We start from the raw sequence: 23,153 nt of genomic DNA, 5'->3' as shown, positions 1-23,153 counted from the left end.
TGCCCTCTAGAGCAGTTCCAGTGGCGGGGTCAGCCCGAGCGAGGACGCCGAAAGGCTGCCCTGGACGGCTGTCTGCCCCAGTTTGGCGAGCACTTTGTTGGCGTCGCGCAAGCGAGCGAGCACCCTGGTCAGGAGAACCTTGTTGAAGCGTTCGCGCAGTTCGTCGGAAGCCAGTTCGAGGGCTGCGCTGTTGACTTCCAGGAACAGCGTTCTTTCCAGGGTCACTACCGTGGCGTGACGCAGGGTATCGGTGGGGTGCAGGAAAGCCATTTCGCCGATCACGTCGCTCGAACCAAGGCGGCAGATGACACGGCCATTGGTCGATACTTCGACGAAGCCGTCGATGATCACGCCAAACTTGCGGTGCGTGTCGCCTTCACGGATCAGGGTCACTTTTTCGGATATCTCTTGCCATCTGCTGATGCGCAGCACTTCCCAAAGTTCGATATCCTCGAAGTCAACGAAGAAGTCGAGCTTGCGCAGCGTTTTGAAGTGCGTCAAATCCTGTTGCGTCTGGTCTTCGTCGAGCATTTGGTAGCGCACTGCCGAGAGGTCCTTGGCGAAGGCGGCGCCATTTCGGTAGCGGCTGTAGAGGTCTTTCTCGAGCGACTTCTTGATGATCGCATCTAGCCCGGTCGGCAGGTTGGGGTTCAGCGCACAGACCGACGGTGAATCCATGTTGACGATCTTGTAGACCAGCGTCGCGGGATTGTTGGCGCGAAACGGCAAGCGCCCGGTGAGCAGCTGAAAGAGCAGGACCCCGAGCGAATAGAGGTCGGTCTTGTGATTGAGCGGGTAGTTCTTGACCTGTTCGGGAGACATGTAGGCCGGCGAGCCGACGCCCATCACGAAGGTCGAGTCCTGGCCCATGTCCTTTTGCAGGTTCAGCCCCAGGCCGAAGTCGGTGATGCGTGGATTGTCGTCGGCATCGAGCAGGATATTGGCCGGCTTGATGTCGCGATGGACGACGCCCTGGCGGAAAGCGTGATCAAGCGCCAGGCAACACTTGAAGATAATGCCGATCACCCGGTGCATGGGCAGCAGGCGGTTGATCGAGCAGAAGCGGTCGAGCGCGCCGCCGTCGACGAATTCCATGACCAGGTAGGCCTGATCCTTCTCGACGACGGCGTCGTATACCTTGACGATGTTCGGGTGATCGAGTCGCCGGCCGATCGCGTCCTCGGTCTGGAAGATCTTGCGCAAGCGCCTTGACATCGCTGCACTGTCCTTGCCGAAGCGGATCAGCTTGATGGCTACCTGCCGATTCAGGTCCGGATCCTCGGCCAGGTAGACGACCGCCGTCGCGCCCTTGCCAAGCGTGCGAATGATCTGATACTTGCCGATTTTCTCCGTCATGCCGGTACCAAGTCCTGTTCGGGACTAGAGAGAATTGAAATGCTAGCAGCGAAGCGAGGCGCCGAATGAGCAATTATGCGCGAATTGCGTCGCTCTTCCACCTCCGGGAGCCCACAAAAAAACCTTGAAATCGAAAAACTCGCCCCAACCTGCCTGCAGTTTTCTGGGAGATCATCATCTATGCAAGTTAACGACACACCGCCTGATAATGGCAACGATGCGCCCGCAGCATCAGAGCCCGTTGAAGTGATTGCCGAAAGCGCGCCTGCTGAAGAGGGCGTGCCGAGTCTCGAAGGTGCCTTGCGCGAAGCCGAGCTGAAAGCTGCCGAGCATCACGATGCCTGGTTGCGCGCCAAAGCGGAAACCGAGAACGTGCGGCGGCGCGCTCAGGAAGACATTGCAAAGGCTGCAAAATTCGCGATCGAGCGCTTCGCTCGGGAGCTGCTGGCGGTCAAGGACAGCCTGGAAATTGCGCTGGCCACCGATGCGCAGAGCGTCGAAAGTTTGCGCGCGGGTAGTGAAGTCACGCTCAAGCAACTGGTCGCCGCTTTCGAGAAGTCGGCGCTGAAAGAAGTCAACCCACTTGGCGAGAAGTTCGATCCCAACCTGCACCAGGCGATCAGCGTCGTCGCATCGACGCAGGAGCCGAACACGGTGGTCACCGTGTTGCAGAAGGGCTACCTGCTGGCTGACCGCGTCTTGCGCCCGGCGATGGTCGTCGTCGCCAAGGCCGAGGCTTGAAATTCCTGCGATGAGCCCCAGTTGGAGCTTGTCACCAGACATTCGGCCAGTGGGCGGATGTCGTCACAATTTACCGAAATACTGAAAGGATCCTCATATGGGCAAGATCATCGGCATTGATCTGGGCACAACCAACTCCTGCGTTGCCGTTATGGAAAACGGCAAGCCGAAGGTTATCGAGAACTCCGAGGGCGCACGCACGACGCCGTCGATCGTTGCGTACACCGAGGATGACGAAATCCTCTGTGGTGCGCCGGCCAAGCGGCAGGCGGTGACCAACCCGAGGAACACGCTGTACGCGATCAAGCGTCTGATCGGCCGGCGTTTCGAGGAAAAGGAAGTGCAGAAGGATATCGCCCTGATGCCTTTCAAGATTCTCAAGGCGGACAACGCGGACGCGTGGGTCGAGGTGCGCGGGAAGAAGATCGCCCCGCCGCAGGTTTCCGCCGAAGTGTTGCGCAAGATGAAGCGGACCGCTGAGGACTACCTGGGCGAAGAGGTCACCGAAGCGGTGATCACCGTGCCGGCGTACTTCAACGACAGCCAGCGTCAGGCGACGAAGGACGCCGGTCGCATCGCCGGTCTGGAAGTCAAGCGGATCATCAACGAGCCGACTGCAGCGGCGCTGGCTTTCGGTATGGACAAGAAGCAGGGCGACAAGAAGATCGCGGTCTATGACCTCGGCGGTGGCACGTTCGACATCTCGATCATCGAAATCGCGCAGGTCGAAGGCGAGCATCAGTTCGAGGTTCTGTCCACCAACGGCGACACTTTCCTCGGCGGCGAAGACTTCGACCAGCGCCTCATCGACTACATCATCGACGAGTTCAAGAAAGAGTCCGGGGTCAACCTGAAGTCCGACGTGCTTGCCCTGCAGCGCCTAAAGGATGCTGCCGAGAAAGCCAAGATCGAGCTTTCGTCCGGCCAGCAGACCGAGATCAACCTGCCGTACATCACCGCCGACAGTTCCGGGCCCAAGCACCTGACGCTGAAGATCACCCGTGCGAAGTTCGAAGCCCTGGTGGACGAACTCGTCGACCGGACCATCGAGCCTTGCCGTATCGCGCTCAAGGATGCCGGCTGCAAGATGAGCGACATCGACGACGTGATTCTCGTCGGTGGCCAGTCGCGGATGCCCAAGGTGCAGGAAAAAGTGAAGGCCTTCTTCGGCCAGGAGCCACGCCGCGACGTCAATCCGGACGAAGCCGTTGCCGTTGGCGCGGCGATCCAGGGCGGCGTGCTGCAGGGCGAGGTCAAGGACGTCCTGCTGCTCGACGTGACGCCGCTGTCGCTCGGTATCGAGACGCTTGGCGGGGTGATGACCAAGTTGATCAAGAAGAACACCACCATCCCGACCAAGGCGAACCAGGTTTTCTCAACGGCCGACGACGGCCAGTCGGCGGTCACAATTCATGTCCTGCAGGGTGAGCGTGAAATGGCCAGTGGCAACAAGAGCCTCGGGCAATTCAATCTTTCGGACATCCCGCCGGCGCCACGTGGAATGCCACAGATCGAAGTGACGTTCGATATCGACGCCAACGGAATTCTGCATGTCTCGGCCAAGGACAAGGCGACCGGCAAGGAGAACAAGATCAAGATCCAGGCCTCTTCCGGCCTCAGCGAGGAGGAAGTGCAGCGCATGGTGCAGGATGCAGAAGTGCACGCCGAGGAAGATCGTAAGGCGCACGAGCTGGCGGAAGCGCGCAATCAGTGCGATGGCATGGTTCATTCGGTCAAGAAGTCGCTTGCCGAATACGGCAAGGAGCTTGCCGATGAAGAGAAGGCCGTCATTGAAGCCGCGATGAAGGAGGCCGAGGAGTCGATCCGTGGCGACGACGTCGAGAGTATCAAGGCGAAAACCGAGGCACTCGGCACGGCGGCGCAAAAACTTGGCGAGAAAATGTACGCCAAGCAGCAGGCCGAGGCGGGTGGCGGCGGCGAGCATCACGCTCCCGGAGCCGAGTCGGCAGGTGAGGCGAGAAAGGACGATAGCGACGTCGTCGATGCCGAGTTCACGGAAGTCAAAGACAAGAAGTAGGCATCCTGCTGCAGGGCGGGGCGTATAATCGCGCCTCGCTCCGTCCCACAACGTGCTTGAGAAACGATGGCTAAACGCGACTTTTACGACATTCTGGGCGTCAATCGCGACGCATCCGATGAAGAACTCAAGAAGGCGTACCGCAAGCTGGCGATGAAACACCATCCGGACCGCAATCCGGATAACCCCAAGGCCGAAGAGCACTTCAAGGAAGTCAAGGAAGCCTACGAGATTCTCGCGGATTCCCAGCAGCGTGCGGCTTACGACCAATACGGCCATGCCGGGGTCGACCCCCAGTCGGGCATGGGCGGTGGAGGTCCGGGCGGTTTTTCCGACGCTTTTGGCGGTATTTTCGACGAGATCTTCGGCGGTGCTCGTGGCGGGCGCTCGAACATCTATCGTGGTGCAGACCTGCGCTACAACCTCGAAATCACCCTCGAGCAGGCGGCCTTCGGCACCGAAACCAAGATCCGCATTCCGACCATGGAAGTCTGCGATGCTTGCCACGGCAGTGGCGCCAAGGCGGGTACGCAACCGAAAACCTGCCCGACCTGTCAGGGGAGTGGCCAGGTTCGCCTGCAGCAGGGTTTTTTCTCGATCCAGCAAACCTGCCCGAAGTGCCATGGGACCGGTCGCTTCGTCGCCGACCCGTGCGCTCCCTGCCAGGGCGCGGGTCGTGTCAAGCAACACAAGACGCTGGCGGTGAAGATCCCCGCCGGGGTTGACGAGGGCGATCGGATCCGGCTCTCCGGCGAAGGCGAGCACGGCGTCAATGGCGGCCCGTCGGGAGATCTCTACGTCCAGATTCACCTCAAGGCACACGCCGTCTTCCAGCGCGAGCAGAGCGACCTGCACTGCGAGATGCCGATCAGCTTTACGACGGCGGCTCTCGGCGGGGAGATCGATATCCCGACTCTCGACGGTGCGGCCAAAATCAGGATCCCTGCGGAAACGCAGTCTGGCAAGGTCTTCCGCCTGCGCGGAAAAGGCATCAAGAGCGTGCGCAGCCATGCGCACGGAGACTTGCTGTGTCACGTCGTCGTCGAAACGCCGGTCCACCTGACTGAACGCCAGAAGGAGCTGCTGCGCGAACTCGAGGAGTCGAGTCGGGAAAACTCGGGGCGTCACAATCCGCGCGCCAAATCCTGGATGGATCGGGTGCGCGATTTCTTCGCGGCGACCTGAGTGTTTGCCGGGCGGGCCGGCAGGAGCCTGCCCGTTTGGCTGCCCGCGTCCGCTGGCCAACTGCCGCGCGGCGATGATTCGTAAGCTTCAAACCCGTTACTTCTCAAGCCTGTAAGCAGCCTGTCAGGTTTTCTTGCCATCCTTCCCCGTCTGGTCGAAACGGTCCGCAGACGACCGCGACCCCTATTCGAGAGGAGGGCAAGCGCATGAGCATGAGGTTGGCAAAGGGGCTGCTGTGCGCTCTTTTGAGCTGCTTTGGCTGCGTCACCGCGGGCGAGACGGGCGTTACCGCCAATGGCGTTCTGATCGGCATGACGGCGCCTTTTTCTGGTCCCAACGGCGCTTACGGACTGGATATGAAGAGAGTCATCCAGACCTACTTCCGCCAGGTCAACGAAGCCGGCGGCATCAACGGCAGGATGCTTTCCTTGCGCGTCCTTGACGACGGCTACGAGACCGAACGCGCGGTGGCCAATACCAAGGCCTTGATCAACACTGAAAAGGTTTTTGCCTTGCTCGCTTCATACGGATCGAGCCCGACGACGGCCGCCATGAACGAGGCTTTCGGGGTCGCCAGGGTGCCGCTGGTGGGCGCGATTTCCGGCGCCGATTCGATTCGCCAGTCGCCTAAAGACAGTCCGAAGAACCGCTACATGTTCAACGTCCGGGCCAGCTACGCGAACGAAACCGAAGCCCTGGTCAAGCATCTGGTCTCGCTCGGCATGAAGAACATTGCCGTCGTGTACCAGAACGACGGTTTCGGAAAGTCGGGCCTCGATGGCGTCGTTGGCGCGCTCAAGCAGCATCAGCTGGCGCCGTCTGCGGTGGCGACGGTTGAGCGCAACTCGGTCGACGTCGTGCAGGCGGTAGAGCAGATCGCCCGGGTCAGTCCGCAGGCAGTGATCATGGTGACGCTTTACAAGCCGACGGCCGCCTTTGTCCGGTCCATGAAGAAGGTCGATCAGATGCCGCAGTTCATGACCCTGTCTCCCGTTGGCGCCGAATTGCTGGTTCAGGAACTCGGTGAGCAGGCGCGCGGTATCGGCATCTCGCAGGTCATGCCGTCGCCGTGGAACGACACAACACCGCTGGCGCACGAATACCGGAAGCTGATCGGGACGCAGGGAAAACCCTCGTACTATGGGCTCGAGGCCTATGCGATGGCCAGGGTACTGGTCGAAGCGCTTCGCAAAGCGGGCAGGGAGCCGACCCGTGAAGGGCTGGTCACTGCGCTGGAGAGCATGAACAACTTCGATCTGGGGGGGTATCGGGTCAGCTATTCAGCGCAGGAGCGGCATGGTTCGCGCTTCGTCGACCTGACCGTTATCGGAGCCGATGGCCGCATCATGCGATAGCGTTCCCGCGCTTTCAGCGCGCCGCTGTCCGGCTTTCGCGCATTTTTTTCGCGCCGGTATAAGGCAGTGCTTACGAGCGTCGCCAGGTGGTTCCGGCGCTGCTGTCCTCGAGGATAACGCCAGCCGCCAGGAGGTCGGCGCGGATGCGATCCGCTGCCGCATAGTCCTTGCTCTTCTTGGCAGCAATGCGCTCGGCGATGCGCGCTTCAATGTGCTCGACACTATCCGCTGCCTCGTTGCTCGGTGCCGCTTGCAGGAAGATCTGCGGATCGCGCGTCAGCAAGCCGAGCAAACCTGCCAGTCCGCGCAATTGCCCGGCGACAGCCGGCGACCTCCTGCGGTTGAGTTCGGCCGCCAGGTCGAAAAGTACCGCGCACGCTTCGGGGGTGTTGAAGTCGTCGTCCATGGCCTGCCTGAAACGCCGCGCGTGCGGCTCGTCCCAGTCGACTGACGAGGCGCCGGCGTCCGCGGCGCCCACGCTCTTCAGCGCCGTATATAGTCTGGTCAGCGCCTGCCGTGCATCGTCGAGATGGTGGTCCGAGTAGTTGAGCGGGCTGCGGTAATGCGCGCGCAGGATGAAGAAGCGGACAACTTCGGCGTCGTAGTTCTTGAGGATTTCCCGGATCGTGAAGAAGTTGCCGAGCGATTTCGACATCTTTTCGTCGGCGACACGAACGAAGCCGTTATGCATCCAGTAGTTCACAAAGCGGCAGAGGTGGGCGCCCTCGGATTGCGCGATCTCGTTCTCATGGTGGGGAAACTGCAGATCCTGGCCGCCACCGTGGATGTCGAAGTGCTTGCCGAGCAGATCGGAACTCATCGCCGAGCACTCGATATGCCATCCGGGACGGCCATTGCCCCACGGAGAAGGCCAGAAGGGCTCGTTGTCACGGGCGTGCTTCCAAAGCACGAAGTCGAGCGGATCCTCCTTGGCGGTGTCGACCTCGACACGTTCGCCTGCCCGCAGGTCGTCGATCGACTTGCCCGAAAGCTTGCCGTAGCCAGCGAACTTGCGCACCGAAAAGTTTACGTCGCCATCCGCGGCCTGGTAAGCGAGGCCGTTCTTTTCCAGTTCTCCGATCAAGTCGAGCATCTGCGGAACGTAGGCGGTGGCGCGAGGTTCATGGTCGGGCGGCTCGACGCCGAGGGCGGCGGCATCCTCGTTCATGAAGGCGATGAAACGCGCCGTCAGCTCAGCGATGCTCTGCCTGTTCTCGGCTGCCCGTTTGATGATTTTGTCATCGATGTCGGTGATGTTGCGAACGTAGGTCACCTGCAACCCGCTCGCCCGCAGCCAGCGTTGGACCATGTCAAAAACCACCAGAACGCGCGCGTGGCCAAGGTGGCAGTAGTCGTATACGGTCATGCCGCAGACGTACATGCGCGCGCTGCCAGGGATGATCGGCACAAAGTCCTGTTTTTCGCGCGTCAGCGAATTGTAGATTTTCAGCATTTTCGGACTCACGAGAGTGCTCGGCGCCGGCCAGCGCGAGTGGGGAGTGCTTTGGTTTCGACGTACTTCTTGTTAGAATCGACCGGCTAAGTAACATCCAACCGCTGCACCGGTCAGTATACCATAACGATGCGCTCGATCTCCCAGAGGCCCTTGTCCGCCTCCTTCCCTGCCCTGCTTTTCGGCCTGCTCCTGATTGCTTCTGCATCCTGGGCGATTGTCGATTACCTGCCCGACGTGCAGCGCTTGATGAAGGGTGGCCAGTGGTCGCAGGCGCTCGATAAAGTGGATGCCCATCTCGCCAGCCAGCCGAAAGAGGCGCAGGGGCGCTTTCTCAAGGGCGTTATCCTCACCGAGATGGGGCGCCCGGCCGAAGCGATCGTCATCTTCAACAGGCTGGCCGAGGACTATCCGGAACTGCCCGAGCCCTACAACAACCTCGCCGTGCTCTACGCCCAGCAAAAGCAGTACGACAAGGCGCGCACGGCGCTCGAGATGGCCATCCGGACGCATCCGAGCTACTCCATCGCGCACGAGAATCTCGGTGATGTCTATGCCAAGCTCGCCAGCCAGGCGTATGACAAAGCGTTGCAGCTGGATTCGTCAAACCAGGCGACGCAGTCCAAGTTGTCGATGATTCGTGAGCTGATCGGCACCTCTTCCGCGGCGTCGGTCAAGCCCGCTGCCGCGGTGCAAGCGGCCGACGATGCCGGCAAGAAAGCCGCTGTCCAGCCAACCAGGGCGCCGCCAGTGATTGCTGCACCAGCGCCGCCGCAGACAGCGCCGGCAGCCAAACCTTCCGAACAGCCGCCCGCGAAGGCGGTGGACAAGGTCGCCGGGAATTCCGTAGGCAGGCCCATGGCCGCTGCGCCGGCAGAAAAAGCGCCACCCGCGCCGGCGCCGAGAGAGGTCGCCGCGGCGCCTGCGTCGCCAAAATCGCCACCGCCGCCAGCCAGCGAGCGGGCCAGCGAGGAGGCCGGCGTCAAGGCGGCGCTGCAGGCCTGGGCCAAGGCCTGGTCGGACAAGAACATGAAGGTTTATCTTGCTCATTACGCTGACGATTTCAGGACGCCACGCGGAATCTCGCGCAAGGCGTGGGACGCCCAGCGCAGAAAGCGTATCGACAAGCCTGGCAGGATTCAGGTCGATCTCGAGGAGATCACGATCTCCTTCGCTGACGACAAGGCAACGGTCAGCTTCAAGCAGCATTACACGTCGGACAAGCTCGAATCAACCGTACGCAAGACACTTGTCTTCGTTAAGACACGGGGCAAATGGTTGATCGAGCAGGAGCGGATCGGTTGATCAACAGGGTCCGCGTCACCTTGGCCATCGTTGCCGCCTGTGTGGCCGCTGCGGCCATTCCTGCCGGCGCCGGTGGCGCGGTGGTGTTCCCCGATGCGGGTCCGGAATCGCAACTCGCCACCATCCTCGGAGAGATAGAGAAAAATCGTATTGATGCGGCACTCCAGAAAACCGAAGCACTGCTCCTTCAATATCCGAATTTCCGGCTCGGGCATCTGATCAAGGGCGACCTCCTGCTCGCTCGCAGCAAGCCGCTGGAGACCTTTGGTAACGCCGACAATGCGCCACGGGAGAAGCTCTCCGATCTGCGCGACGAGGCGCTGGTGCGCATCAAGGCCTACCGCGAGAAGCCGGCTCTGGCGGATCAACTGCCCAGCTCGCTGCTGCAGATGGAGCCCGGGCAGAAGTACGCGATGCTTGTCGACACGCAGAAGTCGCGCCTCTATCTGTACGAGAACGACGGTGGCCGGCCACGCTTCGTCGCCGACTATTACGTAACGCAGGGCAAATCGGGCGCCGACAAGATGCGCGAGGGTGACCGGAAGACGCCGTTAGGCGTTTACCATGTCACCGCCGCGCTGTCGGCCAAGAAGTTGAGTGATCTCTACGGCACCGGCGCGTTCCCGATCAACTACCCCAATGAATGGGACAAGCGTCAGGGGCGCAAGGGGCACGGCATCTGGCTGCACGGGACACCGGCCGACACCTATTCGCGCCCACCAAAAGCATCGGAAGGCTGTGTGGTGCTGTCCAACGCCGACCTCGAAGTTCTCGCCAAGAATGTCCAGGTGGGCGTCACACCGGTGATCATCAGTGATTCCATCGAGTGGTTGTCGCCTGGCGACTGGCAGCGCGAGCGGGAGGGCCTGCGCCGGGAAGTCGAAGCCTGGCGACTGGCTTGGGAGAGTGGCGACGTCGACCGCCTGCTGGCTCACTACTCGCGGGCCTTTCAAACCGACAAGCAGAACTTCGCCGAGTTCGCGGCGCGCAAACGACAAGTGCTTACCGGCAAGGAATGGGTCAAGATCGACCTTTCCCGGCAATCGATGTTTCGCAGCCCGGGCAAGGATGGCGTCGTTTTCGTCACCTTTGAGCAGCAGTACACCAGCAACAACTTCAAGAACCTGATGAAAAAACGCCAGTACTGGATACGTGAAGACGGTCGCTGGAAGATTATTTACGAAGGGAGCGCCTGATGTACAAGAGAATTGCCGCCTTGGCGGCTGCACTGTTGCCTTTTGCGGCCTTGGCCGCGCCAACGGTCGAAATGCAGACCAGCATGGGCAAAATGGTCATCGAACTCGATTCCGAGAAGGCTCCGAAGACCGTGCAAAACTTCGTTCAATACGTCAACGACGGTTTTTACAACGGCACGATCTTTCACCGCGTCATCCCGGGATTCATGATCCAGGGCGGCGGCTTCACTCCGGCGATGGAACAGAAATCGGCGCCGCGAAAAGTTGAAAACGAAGCCAAGAACGGCCTCAAGAATGATCGCTGGACGATCGCCATGGCGCGTACTTCCGACCCGCATTCGGCAAGTTCGCAGTTTTTCATCAACCACCAGGATAATGGCGCACTCAACTCCCCTGGATCCGACGGCTGGGGCTACACGGTCTTTGGCAAGCTTACCCAGGGTATGGACGTCGCCGACAAGATCGCCAAGGTCCCGACCGGCAATCGCGCGATGCACCAGAACGTCCCCGTCGAGCCGGTCATCATCCAGTCGGTCAAAGTCATCTCCGAGAAAAAATAAGGAATCCCGCATGATCAAGCTGCACACCAATTTTGGCGTCATCGCTATCGAACTGGACGCCGAGAAAGCGCCTCTCTCAGCCCAGAATTTCGTTGACTACGCGACCGCCGGCCATTACGACAACACCATTTTCCATCGCGTCATTCCCGGCTTCATGATCCAAGGGGGTGGCTTTGCGCCAGGCATGAAGCAGAAGCCCTGCAAGGCGCCGATCAAGAACGAAGCCGACAATGGCCTCAAGAATGCGGCCTACACGCTGGCCATGGCGCGTACCAACGAACCGCATTCGGCGACCGCGCAGTTCTTCATCAATGTGGTCGATAACGCGTCGCTCAACTATCGCGCGGCGAACGCCGAAGGCTGGGGCTACTGCGTATTCGGCAAGGTCGTCGAAGGGAGCGAGGTGGTCGACAAGATCAAGGGCGTGCGCACCGGCTCGTCCGGTTTTCATCGCGACGTTCCGGTCGACGATGTGCTGATCGAACGCGCCGAAGTCTGCTGAAGTCTGCTCCGCCGCACGATCTGCAGCATCCTTGATTCTTTTCATTTCCGACCTGCACCTGGCGCCGCAAGCGCCAGCTGTCACCCGCACCTTCCTCGATTTCCTTGCCGGTCGGGCGCGTTCTGCCGAGAAATTGTTCATTCTTGGCGATCTCTTCGAAGCCTGGCCGGGCGACGATTGCCTCGACGATCCCGGGGACTCCTTCGCCGCGGACATCGCCGCAGCGCTGCACGCGCTATCCAGCAGCGGCGTCGAGCTGTCGCTGATGCATGGCAACCGCGATTTCCTGCTCGGCGAATCCTTCCTGGCGCGCAGCGGTGCACGCCTGCTCGCCGACCCGCATGTCCTGTCGCTGCCAACATGGCAGTTCGTCCTCACCCACGGCGATGCGCTGTGCACCGACGACCGCGAGTACCAGGCGTTTCGCGCGCTCGTTCGCCAGGCGGATTGGCAGACAACCTTTCTGGCCAAGCCGCTGCCCGAACGTAAGCAGATGGTCCTTGCGCTGCGCCAGCAAAGCGAATCGGCCAAGCGTGGCAAGGCCACTTTCCTGATGGACGTCAATCCCGCTGCGACTGACGACTTCCTGCGCGCATATGGCTACGCCACGCTCATCCACGGCCACACGCACCGTCCGGCAAGACACGATCACATTGTCGATGGCATTCACGTCGAGCGCTGGGTGATGGCGGACTGGAACGAGCGTGATGGGGCAGGGGAGTGCCTTTGCTGGGACGGCGAAACCCTGACCCGCGAGCGTCTGGCTTGAGGCATTTTTCCTTGCGCAGTTCCCAGCGACGATGAGCGCGGCGGTGGCGGCGACGGAACTCCTGCGCCGGATTTTCGGCTATCCCTCGTTTCGTGGCCAACAGGCGGAGATCGTCGACCAGCTGGTCCGTGGCGGTGACGCACTCGTGCTGATGCCGACCGGCGGCGGAAAGTCGCTCTGCTATCAGATCCCGGCGCTTCTGCGGACGGGCGTCGGCGTCGTCGTCTCGCCGCTGATCGCCCTCATGCAGGACCAGGTGGATGCCTTGCGCCAGGTGGGCGTGAAGGCTGCTTTCCTCAACTCGTCGCTGGATTTCCGGGCGCTGGTCGAAACGGAGCACAGGCTGTTGCGCGGTGAGCTCGACCTGATCTACGTGGCCCCCGAACGCCTGCTTAGCGATCGCTTCATCGGCCTGCTCGAGCAGCTCGTCGCGCGCCAGCAGGTGGCGCTGTTCGCCATCGACGAGGCCCACTGCGTGTCGCAGTGGGGGCACGACTTTCGTCCCGAGTACATGCAGCTCTCGCAGTTGCACGAGCGTTTTCCCGACGTGCCGCGAGTTGCCCTGACGGCGACGGCTGACCAGCTGACCCGGCAGGAAATCAGAACCCGGCTCGGTCTCGAGCAGGCGAGAGTCTTTGTTGACAGTTTCGACCGCCCCAACATTCGTTACACCATCGTCGAGCGCGACAGCCCACGCCAGCAGCTGCTTTCCTTTCTTGGCGCGCATCAGGGCGAGGCGGGAATCGTCTACTGCCTGTCACGTCGAAAAGTCGATGAGACGGCGGCCTGGCTGAACGAGCAGGGCGTCACCGCCTTGCCCTATCACGCCGGACTGGTGGGCAGCGACCGGCAACGCCACCAGCAACGCTTCCTGCGCGAGGACGGCCTGGTGATGGTTGCCACCATCGCCTTCGGGATGGGAATCGACAAGCCCGATGTGCGTTTCGTCGCCCATCTCGATCTGCCGAAGAGCCTCGAAGCCTATTACCAGGAAACCGGCCGAGCCGGGCGTGACGGCGAGCCCTCGGAAGCCTGGATGACCTACGGTCTCAACGACGTGGTGATCCATCGCCAGATGATCGAGGAGTCGGCTTCGCCGAGCGAACAGAAGCGCGTCGAAAGGCAGAAGCTGGAGAGCATGCTCGCCTATTGCGAGTCGGCCCGCTGTCGGCGGGTGATCCTGCTCGACTATTTCGGCGAGCCGGCGACGCCGTGCGGAAATTGCGATGTCTGCCTCGAGCCGCCGATCGTGTGGGACGGCACGGTGGCGGCGCAGAAGGCGCTGTCCGCCGCCTTGCGCACCGGCCAGCGTTTCGGCGCCGGCCACTTGATCGACATCCTGCGTGGCAAGAACACCGAAAAAGTACAGCAGTTTGGCCATCAGCGTCTGCCGACCTTCGGCGTCGGCGCCGACATCGACGAGCGCGGCTGGCGTTCGGTCTTTCGCCAGCTGCTCGCCGCCGGCCTGCTCGATGCCGACGCCACGGCGTACGGCGCGCTCAAGCTGACCGATAGCGCGCGACCGATTCTCAAAGGCGAAAGCCGTCTGCAGCTTCGCCGGCAAGTCGAACGGCCGAAGACCAGGGTGACCCGGAGCAAGGTCGGTGGTGCCAGCAGGGCCGTGTCAAGCGGCGTTTCCGGGCCCCGCGATTCGCCGTTGCTAGCCAGCCTGCGCGCCTGGCGACTTGCGCAGGCGCGCGAGCAGGGCGTTCCGGCCTACGTCATTTTGCACGACCGGACGCTGGGCGAGATTGCCGCCCTGCTGCCCGATTCACTGCCGGCGCTGCTCGCCGTCCCGGGCATCGGTGTCGCCAAGGCCGAACGTTACGGCGCGGGCCTGTTGGCCATTGTCGCGGCGTGCGCCTGAGGCGAGAACTCAGGAAGTCGCTACGGCGGGACCGGCAGGATAGGGTTTGAGCACGTCGAGAGCGATGCTTTGCCCGCCCGGCTGAGCGATGCGGACGTGCTCGCGGCGCAGTTGGCGAGCATGGCGCAGGCCGCAGGAGTGGGCGATCATGGCGACCTCCTTGTTCATGTTGCGGCAGTAGGAGGCGACGCGTGCGGCCTTGTCCTCGACCACCAGGCCGCGTTGCAGACGTGGGTCGTGGGTGGTGACGCCGGTCGGACAGGTATTGGTGTGGCAGCGCAAGGCCTGAATGCAGCCGAGAGAAAACATGAAGCCGCGCGCCGTGTTGACGAAATCGGCGCCGCTCGCCAGCGCCCAGGCAACTCGCGCCGGGGTCAGCAGCTTGCCGGCGGCGATCACCCGAATCCGCTCTTTCAGGCCGCTGGCGATGAGCGCGTCGACGACCAGCGGCAGCGCCTCGTCGATCGACATCGCCATGTGATCGGCCAGGGCCTGCGGTGCGGCGCCGCTGCCGCCTTCGCCACCGTCGATGGTCAGGAAGTCGGGCGCCGCCTGCAGGCCGCGCCGCGCGATCGCGGCGCTGAGTTCGTCGAGGAAGTGCCGGCCGCCGATGGCGGTCTTCACGCCGACTGGTTTGCCGGTCACTGCGCGGACGTGCTCGACGCAGTCGAGCAGTTGGTCGATGTTGCTGATCTCGGGGTGGCGGTTCGGACTCAGCGAGTCGCGGCCGACGGGGATGCCGCGAATGCCGGCGATCTCCGCGCTGACCTTGTTGCCGAGCAGGACACCGCCCTTGCCCGGCTTGGCTCCTTGTGACAATTTGATCTCGAACGCGCGCACCGTCTCGTGCGCGGCCAGTTCGCGCAGGCGCGCGTCGGACAACCGCCCGCGCTCGTCACGGACGCCGTATTTCGCCGTTCCGACCTGAAAAATGATGTCGCAGGCACCCTCCAGGTGATACGGAGAGAGTCCGCCCTCGCCGGTATCCAGCCAGCAACCGGCGGCTGCCGCGCCGCGCGACAGCGCGCGCACGGCCGGGCGGGAAATGGCGCCAAAGCTCATCGCGCTGATATTGACCAGTGATTTGCCGACGAAAGGCGTTGGGCAATACCCTTCGCCGATGAGCAGCGGCGGTGGTTCCTGCTGCTCGTCGTCGAGGATCGGGAACGGCGCATTGACGAAGACCAGCGCGCCGGGTTCATGGATCGGGTAGGTCGAGCCAAAGCCGATGATGCCGCCCTCATTCTTGGCCATGCGGTACACCCAGCTACGCGTTGCCCGGTCGAAGGGCTGTTCCTCACGGTCGCCGAGAAAGAAATATTGCCGGAAGTACTCGCCGAGGCTTTCGAAGAAATAGCGCAGGTGGCCGACGAGCGGGAAATTCCGCAACACGGCGTGCTTTTCCTGCGTCACGTCCTGCACGTAAAGGGTGATCAGCGCTCCGATGACAAGGAGAGCGAACAGTACTCCCAGGCTAACAAGCAGTAGGTCGAGCATTTGCGCTTCCCTTCAGTGATAGAATCCCGCGGCCAAGTTCTCAGTCTACGGGAATGCCATGCCCATTGCAGCCTTGCTCGATGCCGAAATCGAGCTCAACGTCACTGCCGCGCTCAGCGAGGACGTTGGTAGCGGCGACCTCACCGCACAACTCGTTCCCGCCGGGGTGCGCAGCCGTGCGTCGGTCGTCGCCCGCGAGAGCGCCGTTCTCTGCGGGACCTCGTGGTTCAGCCGCTGTTTCAGCAAACTGGATGCGGCGATCGAAATCGACTGGCGCGTCGAGGATGGTCAGCGTACCCACCCGGACCAGGTGCTCTGCGAGATCGAAGGACCGGCCCGCGCCTTGCTCACCGGCGAGCGCAGCGCGCTCAATTTCCTGCAGTTGCTGTCAGGCGTCGCCACCAAGGCCCGGCAGTACGCCGACCTGGTGGCCGGAACGCGGGCACAGGTGGTCGATACGCGCAAGACGATTCCCGGCTTGCGCCTGGCCCAGAAATACGCTGTCAGCTGTGGCGGTGGCGGCAATCACCGCCTCGGTCTTTATGACGGAATTCTGATCAAGGAAAACCACATCCACGCCGCCGGGAGCATCGCCGCGGCGCTGCTCGCGGCCAGGCGGATTGCCGAAGGGGCGGCCCGCGCCTGCCAGTTCGTCGAAATAGAAGTCGAGACGCTGGTCGAGCTGCAGCAGGCGCTGGATGCCGGTGCGGAAATGATTCTCCTCGACAATCTGAGTCTTGATCAGCTTCGCGAAGCCGTCGCCCTGACCGCCGGTCGGGCGATTCTCGAAGCGTCGGGCAACGTCAGTCTCGACAGCGTACGTGGCATCGCCGAAACCGGCGTTGATCGCATCTCGATCGGCGGTTTGACCAAAGACGTACGGGCACTCGACCTGTCGATGCGCTTTTCGGCGTAGCAGGACACGCCGCGCTGACCGTCGGGGGCTGGCCAATGCGTTATATAATCGGCGCCGGTCGACGTGAGGCAGGATGGAAGTTGTGGTTGGTGGATTTAGGGAAAGGGGGTTCGGATGCTGTTTGCGTTGTTTTACGTGGTGGCGATCGCGATTCTGATCATGCACTTCACCGGATTCCTGGCGCGTCATAACCTAGAGTGGCTGGTGCTGGTACTCGCCGCCGCCGTTTTCCCGGCCGTCATCTACCTCTGAAGGAATCGCTCGGCAGCAGAATTTGCGCGCTACTCGGGGGGCGATGCAAGGGCAAATCTGTAGCGAGGAGAAGGGCGCCACAAGGCGCCCTTTTCAATTCCTGGTCTTAGGTGATCAGTCCAGGTGTCGCCGAATGATCGCCTTCACCGCATCGACGCTGACGTCGATCACCTCAACCCGTTGCGGCAGGTCTTCGATACCCTGCAGAGCCGCAGGTCGCTCGGGTCGGCGGCCCAGTGCTTCGCCGATGGTTTCCTCGAACTTGGCCGGCAGGGCGGTTTCGAGCACGACCATCGGCATGTCCGGACTGCGCAGTTCGCTGCCGACCTTCAGTCCGTCGGCGGTGTGCGGATCGATCACCAAGCCATATTTCTCGAAGGTCTGGCGTATTGTCGCCAGGCGGTCGGCATGGGTGCTCCTGCCGGCGGCAAAACCGAAGTCGGAAAGCTTCGCGAAAAACGACGTCTTGGAGAGGTCGACGCTGCCGCCTGCGTCAACGGCGCTCCACAGGTTTCGGATCACGCTGGCATTGCGGCCGACGAGATCAAAGGCAAAGCGTTCGAAGTTCGACGCCTTTGATATGTCCATCGACGGACTCGATGTGGCGTGCGTTTCGGCGCTGACACGTGGGCGGTAGACGCCGCTTTGGAAAAACTCCTTGAGGACATCGTTTTCGTTGGTTGCCAGCACCAGGCGGCCAATGGGCAAGCCCATCATGCGGGCGATGTGGCCGGCACAGATGTTGCCGAAATTGCCAGAAGGTACGGCAAAGGCCACCTGTCGATCACTGCTCCCGCCAACCCCGCCGGTGGCCGCGAAATAGGCCTTGAAGTAATACACGATCTGTGCGGCAATGCGCGCCCAGTTGATCGAATTGACCGCGCCGATCCTGTAGCGCGCCTTGAAGGCGTGATCGCTGGACACCGCCTTGACGATATCCTGGGCATCGTCGAAGCTGCCGCGCACGGCTATGTTGTGGATGTTTTCATCGTGCAGGGAATACATCTGCGCGCGCTGGAAAGCGCTCATCCGCTGGTGCGGCGAGAGCATGAAGACGCGCAGCCTTTCCTTGCCGCGCATCGCGTACTCGGCCGATGAACCCGTGTCCCCCGAGGTTGCGCCGAGGATGTTGATCTCCTCGCCACGCTTGGCCAGGACGTACTCGAAGAGATTTCCGAGCAGTTGCATGGCCATGTCCTTGAAGGCCAGCGTTGGGCCGTTGGACAGTTCGAGGATCGCCAGGCCGCCTTCGTCGCGGGCCTCGTCGGGTTTCTCCAGCCAACGCAAGGGCGTTATTTCGGCGGCCTGCTCACGGCTGCGACCGTTGCCGTACACCTGCGCGGTGTAGGTTCTGGCGATCAGGGCCTGCAGATCGGCGGCAGGGATATCATCGATGAACCCGGAGAGCACCGCGTACGCCAGATCGGCGTACGACAAACCGCGCCACTCTTCGAGTTCGGCTCTGCCGACCTGTGGATACGACTCGGGGAGGTAGAGACCGCCGTCGGGTGCCAGGCCGGCGAGGAGAATCTCGGTGAACCTCGGCGCCGCCGAGTTTTTGGTGTCGGAGTTGCTCTGGCCGCGAGTCGAGAGATAGCGCATGTTGATGACCGTAAGTGGGAATGCCGCTGGACGCCGGCGGAGTCGCAGTTTATCACGCCGGGGCGCGGCGCCCTTGGCGCCGAACCCCGCCGCAGGGCAAGCGCTTGGCCAGACTCAGCCGCCGATCACGCAGTTCTTGCCCGCGCGTTTGGCGGCATAGGTCGCCGCGTCGGCACGGAGAATCACGTCTGCGAGCGATTCGCTGCTCTGCCGGACGACGACGCCGGCGCTGAAGGTCACCGGAACCTCGCAGCCGGGCATGGGGCTGGCGGCGAAGCGGCGCTGGAAACGGGAAATGGCGGCGACTGCCTCGTCGAGTGCGGTCTCGGGCAGCAGGAGGACAAACTCCTCGCCACCGAAACGGCACAGGATGTCCGACGGACGCAGCGCCGCGCGCAGGGTCTTGACCAAATGCACCAGCGCTTGGTCGCCCGTCTGGTGGCCCAGGGTGTCGTTCAGGCGCTTGAAGTCGTCGACGTCGATCAGGGCAATGGCCAGTTGACTGCCATTGCGACGCGATCGAGCCAGTTCGCGCTGATAGGCTTCGTCAAAGCCGCGCCGGTTGAGGGCTCCGGTCAGGGCGTCCGTAAAGGCCGCTTGCCGTGCTTCGCTCAAGGCGCTCTCGAGTTCCGCGATACGCGCTTCGGCGACCAGTAGTTCCAGCGCGCTTTTTGCAGGCACGGGCGCTTCGACGCGACGGATGTGCGGGTGATGGACGCGGCCGTTGCCCGTCGGCAGGACGGCATGGCCGAGCATCGGCAGGGGCAGGTGGGCGAGATCCGGCAGCCGGTGCGGCCGGCGTGACGCGTGCCGGGATGACTGTAGAGGGGAAGACTGATCGTGCTTGAACATCTCGTTGGCTCCGTCTGGGGGCCGCTGTGCGTCGGCCATAGTTCCAGATACGGATAGGCTTCGCAGATCTTGAGACTTTTTTCTCAGATATCTTGTAAGAAATTGTTTGGCAATGAGAATTATGTCCTTATTGCGTCGTTCGGCGAGCCCCGGCGGTGGCCAGCGAGCGGAGCAGGGCGACCACGAAGGAGAGCAGCGCCAGCGCCGCAAACCACAAGCCCTCGCCCATTCCCAGCGCCAGCAGGGCGCCGCCGACGAGGAGCAGGATGGCGCGCAAGGTGCCGCCACAGCGGAGTTCGGCGTGCATCCGGTCACGCGCCGGCGTTCGCCTGCCGGGCAGGTACCAGACCGGCAGCAGTTCCGACAGGGCGCCGCTGACCAGCGGCAGGAGGAAAGCGACGACAAACGCCGGCACCGCGTCACCGCCGTTGCCAAGGGCAAAGGCATGTGCGCTGCCGAGGATGAGCAGCAGCGCAAAGCCGGCCAGCGCCGCGAAAAGCGCCGCTGCCGTACCATTGGCGCTCAGGGTTTGCCAGCCGTGGCGGCGTAGGCAGGCGTTGGCGATCTGCAGCGTGACGGCCAGCAATACGAGCGCCCCCGCCAGCGACAGCGGTGGCCAGAAAGCGGCGCCGAAGGCAACGGCAAGCACCGCGCCGGCGGCGAAGGGCAACTGGCGGCGCAGCCGTTGCGCGGCTCCGGCGTCGGGTGTTCGCAAGACCGTCGGCAAGAGAACCTGCAAGCTTCCCAGCGCAGTCAAGCCAATGAAACCCAGGGTATTGAGATGCAGGTGTAGCAGGCGCAGCTGCGGTCGTGCCTGTGGCCACCCGTTCATCGCCGGGATCAGCAGCAGCGCGGCCGCCAGGAAGGCGATGGCCAGCAGGTACCAGCGCCAGCCGGGGTGCGCTCTGCCCAGCGTTCGTCGGGCACGCAGAATCATCCAGCCGGAAAACAGCAGTGCGACGAGAAGGGTGACGCTCGCCGCCGCGTACACAGCACTCTCCGGCAGCGTGCCCCGGAAGGCGAGAAAGGTCACCACGCCGGCCACCTGCAGCAGCAGTGGCAGCAGCACAACGCCGCGTGGGGCCGCGCGGCTGCGCGTCAGCACGGGAATGAAATGGCTGATGGCGGCAAAGATCAGCGGCACCACGGCGACCGTGAATACCAGGTGTGCGACTGCCGCGACCGACGTGCCGCCGGAATGCAGTAACACCAGCGCGGCAAGGAAGACCGCGACGGCAGAAAACCCCAGGTAGATCAGCACCCTGTCACACGCTCGCCAGCCGCCTTTGCGCCAGGAACAGGTCGCCCAGCCCCTGGCTGGCGGCGGCTATAGGCCGTCGTTCGCGCGCAGTTGGCCGCCTGCTGGCGGTGAATGCGGCGGTCTGCCGTCAAGCCATTCTGGTGAAGTCGATGACGATGGCGCCCGCTTCGCGCTGGACGTACTTGATCTGCAGCGCGTCGCCGAAGCGCGCCTGCAACTGGGCGAGCAAGGGCAGCGGATCGTGATCGTTGCAGAAGCGCATCGTTTCGCCGGCGAGCAAGGCATCGAGGGCGCCAAAGATCGCCGCGTGGCGAAAGCGCTTCGCGACGCCACGTGCGTCGAAGGGATAGACGGCTTCCTGAGTGGGCTGGTCGCATGCATGCATGGTGGTCTCCGTGAGCAACAAGGGGGTTGAAAGAGCGGATTTTCCGACGCCGGCCGTAGACTGTCTTTGATATGGGCCGGCAATATCCGTACCGCCGGCTCGGGAGTGCTACGCAAGCGGCGGGAATGACCGGGGAAAAGCCGCTGGCGAGCCGGGCCAGCGAGCAAGGCCCGGGGATGGGCCGGTGTCTGCAGCGAACGGCTGTTCTCGCGCATAATGAGCAGGATGCGCAGCTATCTCAAGAAATACCTTCCCGCTCAGGAAACCATCCGTAACAACCCGTGGCTGCGGCCGTTCCAGTCGTCCTTGCTGCACCCGCGGCTGTGGCATCTGAACCGCCATTCGGCCGCCGGCGCCGTGGCCACCGGTCTGTTCTGCGGGCTGATTCCCGGCCCGCTGCAAATGATCGGCGCGGCGCTTGCCGCGGTGAAGTTTCGCATCAATCTGCCGCTGGCTCTTCTGGTCACTCTGTACACCAATCCCTTCACCATCGTGCCGCTGTACCTGGTCGCGTATCAGCTGGGGCGCTTGCTGACTGGCGATAGCGCGGGCTTCGTCGCTCCGCCGGAGTTCAGCGTCACCGCCTTTGCCGCGTGGACCGAGGCCATGCAGGCATGGATGCTGGTGGTGGCCAAGCCACTGGCACTGGGCCTCGTCGCTCTCGCCAGCGCACTCTCGGCGTTGGGCTATATGGCGACGCGGGCGGCCTGGCGGCTGTATCTGATCAAGGCCTGGCGCCGGCGCCGGCAAAGGCTTGCCTGATCGCAATCGGCAAAGGATACTCAATCCCTGCTGCTGTCGGCCACTAACCGGTGCATTGCGCAAGGGTGCCGACGGGGGCAGGAAGGTCACAACAACACTCAGGAGAGGTCGATGGTCAACGCATCCAACGCACGCTTTTGCTGGGACGACCCGTTACTTATCGAGGCGCAGTTGAGCGAAGACGAGCGCATGCTGCGCGACGCCACGCGCGACTACTGTCAGGGCCGCTTGTTGCCGCGCGTTCAGGATGCGTTTCGCCACGAGCGTACCGATCCGGCGATTTTCCGCGAAATGGGCGAGATGGGCCTCCTGGGCGCGACGATTCCAACCGAGTACGGTGGCGCCGGCCTCAACTACGTCAGCTACGGTCTGGTCGCCCGCGAGGTCGAGCGGGTCGACTCGGGCTATCGCTCGATGATGAGCGTCCAGTCGTCGCTGGTGATGGTGCCGATCCACGCTTTCGGCAGCGAGGCGCAGAAAAGCAAGTACCTTCCACGTCTGGCGAGTGGCGAACTGATCGGCTGCTTTGGACTTACCGAACCCAACCACGGTTCCGACCCCGGCGGCATGACCAGCAGGGCGCGCGCAGTTGACGGCGGCTACCGACTGTCGGGCAGCAAGATGTGGATCACCAACTCACCGATCGCCAATGTCTTCATCGTCTGGGCCAAGGACGACGCCGGCGCGATTCGCGGCTTCATCCTCGACAAGGGAATGCAAGGCCTGTCGGCGCCGGCCATCCACGGCAAGGTCGGACTGCGCACCTCGATCACCGGCGAAATCGTCATGGACGAGGTCTTCGTTCCCGAGGAGAACGCGTTCCCCGACATCCGTGGCCTGAAGGGGCCGTTTACCTGCCTCGATTCAGCGCGTTACGGCATCTCCTGGGGGGCGCTTGGCGCGGCCGAGTCCTGCTGGCACACGGCGCGCCAGTACACCCTCGATCGCCAGCAGTTCGGTCGTCCGCTGGCCGCCAATCAGTTGATCCAGAAGAAGCTCGCCGACATGCAGACCGAAATCACCCTGGCCCTGCAGGGCTGCCTGCGCCTTGGGCGCATGAAGGATGAAGGCACGGCGACTCCGGACATCACCTCGATGATGAAACGCAACTCGTGCGGCAAGTCGCTCGACATCGCGCGCTGCGCACGTGACATGCTCGGCGGCAACGGTATCTCCGACGAGTTCGGCGTCATTCGCCACATGGTCAACCTCGAAGTGGTCAATACCTACGAAGGCACGCACGACGTGCATGCGCTGATCCTCGGTCGGGCACAGACCGGCATCGCCGCTTTCTGAAGC

Annotated in this window: 21 protein-coding genes; 14 read left to right on the top strand and 7 right to left on the bottom strand. The window is 62.7% G+C overall.

From position 1 onward, the window contains the following. Window positions 1-6 precede the first annotated feature (6 nt). Entirely contained in the window at window positions 7-1,356 is a 1,350-nt protein-coding gene (locus QZ634_RS13380) for a serine/threonine-protein kinase (RefSeq protein ID WP_291989131.1), read from the bottom strand. Window positions 1,357-1,536: 180 nt separating this feature from the next. On the opposite strand from QZ634_RS13380, the gene grpE reads away from it, so the two are divergent. From grpE to QZ634_RS13360, 4 genes are all read left to right on the top strand, one after another. After that, on the top strand, window positions 1,537-2,097 hold the full coding sequence (gene grpE / locus QZ634_RS13375) for a nucleotide exchange factor GrpE (RefSeq protein WP_291989128.1): 561 nt from the start codon (window positions 1,537-1,539) through the stop codon (window positions 2,095-2,097). Window positions 2,098-2,194: 97 nt separating this feature from the next. Next, the gene (dnaK, locus tag QZ634_RS13370) at window positions 2,195-4,135 is read left to right on the top strand and encodes a molecular chaperone DnaK (protein WP_291989126.1); all 1,941 of its coding nucleotides are present in this window, start codon (window positions 2,195-2,197) and stop codon (window positions 4,133-4,135) included. Window positions 4,136-4,201: 66 nt separating this feature from the next. Further along, window positions 4,202-5,320, top strand: coding sequence for a molecular chaperone DnaJ (gene dnaJ, locus QZ634_RS13365; protein ID WP_291989125.1), 1,119 nt, complete (start codon window positions 4,202-4,204; stop codon window positions 5,318-5,320). 206 nt (window positions 5,321-5,526) lie between these two features. After that, complete coding sequence (locus QZ634_RS13360; RefSeq protein ID WP_291989123.1) at window positions 5,527-6,675, top strand: ABC transporter substrate-binding protein; 1,149 nt, start codon at window positions 5,527-5,529, stop codon at window positions 6,673-6,675. Between the two features lie 70 nt (window positions 6,676-6,745). On the opposite strand, the gene cysS is transcribed toward QZ634_RS13360, so the two are convergent. Then, complete coding sequence (gene cysS / locus QZ634_RS13355; protein WP_291989121.1) at window positions 6,746-8,128, bottom strand: cysteine--tRNA ligase; 1,383 nt, start codon at window positions 8,126-8,128, stop codon at window positions 6,746-6,748. A 153-nt stretch (window positions 8,129-8,281) separates the two neighbouring features. Between cysS and QZ634_RS13350 the strand changes: the two genes are divergently transcribed. The 6 genes from QZ634_RS13350 to recQ are packed head-to-tail and all read left to right on the top strand — an operon-like array spanning window position 8,282 to window position 14,327. Further along, window positions 8,282-9,433: a tetratricopeptide repeat protein gene (locus QZ634_RS13350; protein ID WP_291989119.1), complete on the top strand. Its 1,152-nt coding sequence runs from the start codon at window positions 8,282-8,284 to the stop codon at window positions 9,431-9,433. Then, window positions 9,430-10,629 (top strand): L,D-transpeptidase family protein, encoded by a 1,200-nt coding sequence (locus QZ634_RS13345; protein ID WP_291989117.1) that lies wholly within the window; start codon window positions 9,430-9,432, stop codon window positions 10,627-10,629. The genes QZ634_RS13350 and QZ634_RS13345 overlap by 4 nt, the downstream gene beginning before the upstream one ends. Further along, a complete protein-coding gene (locus QZ634_RS13340) occupies window positions 10,629-11,189 on the top strand; it encodes a peptidylprolyl isomerase (protein ID WP_291989116.1) in 561 nt (186 codons plus the stop codon). The genes QZ634_RS13345 and QZ634_RS13340 overlap by 1 nt, the downstream gene beginning before the upstream one ends. 10 nt (window positions 11,190-11,199) lie before the next feature. Further along, the gene (locus tag QZ634_RS13335; protein ID WP_291989114.1) at window positions 11,200-11,691 is read left to right on the top strand and encodes a peptidylprolyl isomerase; all 492 of its coding nucleotides are present in this window, start codon (window positions 11,200-11,202) and stop codon (window positions 11,689-11,691) included. 31 nt (window positions 11,692-11,722) lie between these two features. Further along, window positions 11,723-12,460: a UDP-2,3-diacylglucosamine diphosphatase gene (locus QZ634_RS13330; RefSeq protein ID WP_291989112.1), complete on the top strand. Its 738-nt coding sequence runs from the start codon at window positions 11,723-11,725 to the stop codon at window positions 12,458-12,460. A gap of 31 nt (window positions 12,461-12,491) precedes the next feature. Next, window positions 12,492-14,327, top strand: a complete 1,836-nt coding sequence (gene recQ, locus QZ634_RS13325; RefSeq protein ID WP_291989110.1) for a DNA helicase RecQ — start codon at window positions 12,492-12,494, stop codon at window positions 14,325-14,327. Between the two features lie 9 nt (window positions 14,328-14,336). Here recQ and QZ634_RS13320 read toward each other — a convergent pair whose 3' ends face one another. Continuing rightward, window positions 14,337-15,824, bottom strand: a complete 1,488-nt coding sequence (locus QZ634_RS13320) for an FMN-binding glutamate synthase family protein (protein WP_291989107.1) — start codon at window positions 15,822-15,824, stop codon at window positions 14,337-14,339. Between the two features lie 58 nt (window positions 15,825-15,882). On the opposite strand from QZ634_RS13320, the gene nadC reads away from it, so the two are divergent. Beyond that, on the top strand, window positions 15,883-16,740 hold the full coding sequence (gene nadC, locus QZ634_RS13315) for a carboxylating nicotinate-nucleotide diphosphorylase (RefSeq protein WP_291989105.1): 858 nt from the start codon (window positions 15,883-15,885) through the stop codon (window positions 16,738-16,740). 114 nt (window positions 16,741-16,854) lie between these two features. Beyond that, window positions 16,855-16,992, top strand: a complete 138-nt coding sequence (locus tag QZ634_RS13310; RefSeq protein ID WP_291865204.1) for a hypothetical protein — start codon at window positions 16,855-16,857, stop codon at window positions 16,990-16,992. A 114-nt stretch (window positions 16,993-17,106) separates the two neighbouring features. Here the strand turns inward: QZ634_RS13310 and thrC are convergent, their stop codons facing one another. From thrC to QZ634_RS13290, 4 genes are all read right to left on the bottom strand, one after another. Next, window positions 17,107-18,594, bottom strand: a complete 1,488-nt coding sequence (gene thrC, locus QZ634_RS13305; protein WP_291989103.1) for a threonine synthase — start codon at window positions 18,592-18,594, stop codon at window positions 17,107-17,109. A 114-nt stretch (window positions 18,595-18,708) separates the two neighbouring features. Beyond that, window positions 18,709-19,446 (bottom strand): GGDEF domain-containing protein, encoded by a 738-nt coding sequence (locus QZ634_RS13300; protein ID WP_291989101.1) that lies wholly within the window; start codon window positions 19,444-19,446, stop codon window positions 18,709-18,711. Window positions 19,447-19,573: 127 nt separating this feature from the next. Continuing rightward, window positions 19,574-20,707: a hypothetical protein gene (locus QZ634_RS13295; RefSeq protein ID WP_291989099.1), complete on the bottom strand. Its 1,134-nt coding sequence runs from the start codon at window positions 20,705-20,707 to the stop codon at window positions 19,574-19,576. 127 nt (window positions 20,708-20,834) lie between these two features. Continuing rightward, window positions 20,835-21,092, bottom strand: a complete 258-nt coding sequence (locus QZ634_RS13290; protein WP_043565601.1) for a DUF2249 domain-containing protein — start codon at window positions 21,090-21,092, stop codon at window positions 20,835-20,837. A gap of 225 nt (window positions 21,093-21,317) precedes the next feature. On the opposite strand from QZ634_RS13290, the gene QZ634_RS13285 reads away from it, so the two are divergent. Together QZ634_RS13285 and QZ634_RS13280 are read left to right on the top strand one after the other, a co-directional pair. Then, window positions 21,318-21,854 (top strand): DUF2062 domain-containing protein, encoded by a 537-nt coding sequence (locus tag QZ634_RS13285; RefSeq protein ID WP_291989097.1) that lies wholly within the window; start codon window positions 21,318-21,320, stop codon window positions 21,852-21,854. A gap of 111 nt (window positions 21,855-21,965) precedes the next feature. Beyond that, window positions 21,966-23,150 carry an acyl-CoA dehydrogenase gene (locus tag QZ634_RS13280; protein WP_291989095.1) on the top strand — a complete coding sequence of 395 codons (1,185 nt, stop codon included), beginning with the start codon at window positions 21,966-21,968 and terminating at the stop codon, window positions 23,148-23,150. Window positions 23,151-23,153: the final 3 nt, after the last annotated feature.

This window comes from Candidatus Accumulibacter sp. ACC007 (assembly GCF_907163205.1).
Classification (GTDB): domain Bacteria; phylum Pseudomonadota; class Gammaproteobacteria; order Burkholderiales; family Rhodocyclaceae; genus Accumulibacter; species Accumulibacter regalis.
This window is presented reverse-complemented; position numbering and strand designations above follow the sequence as displayed.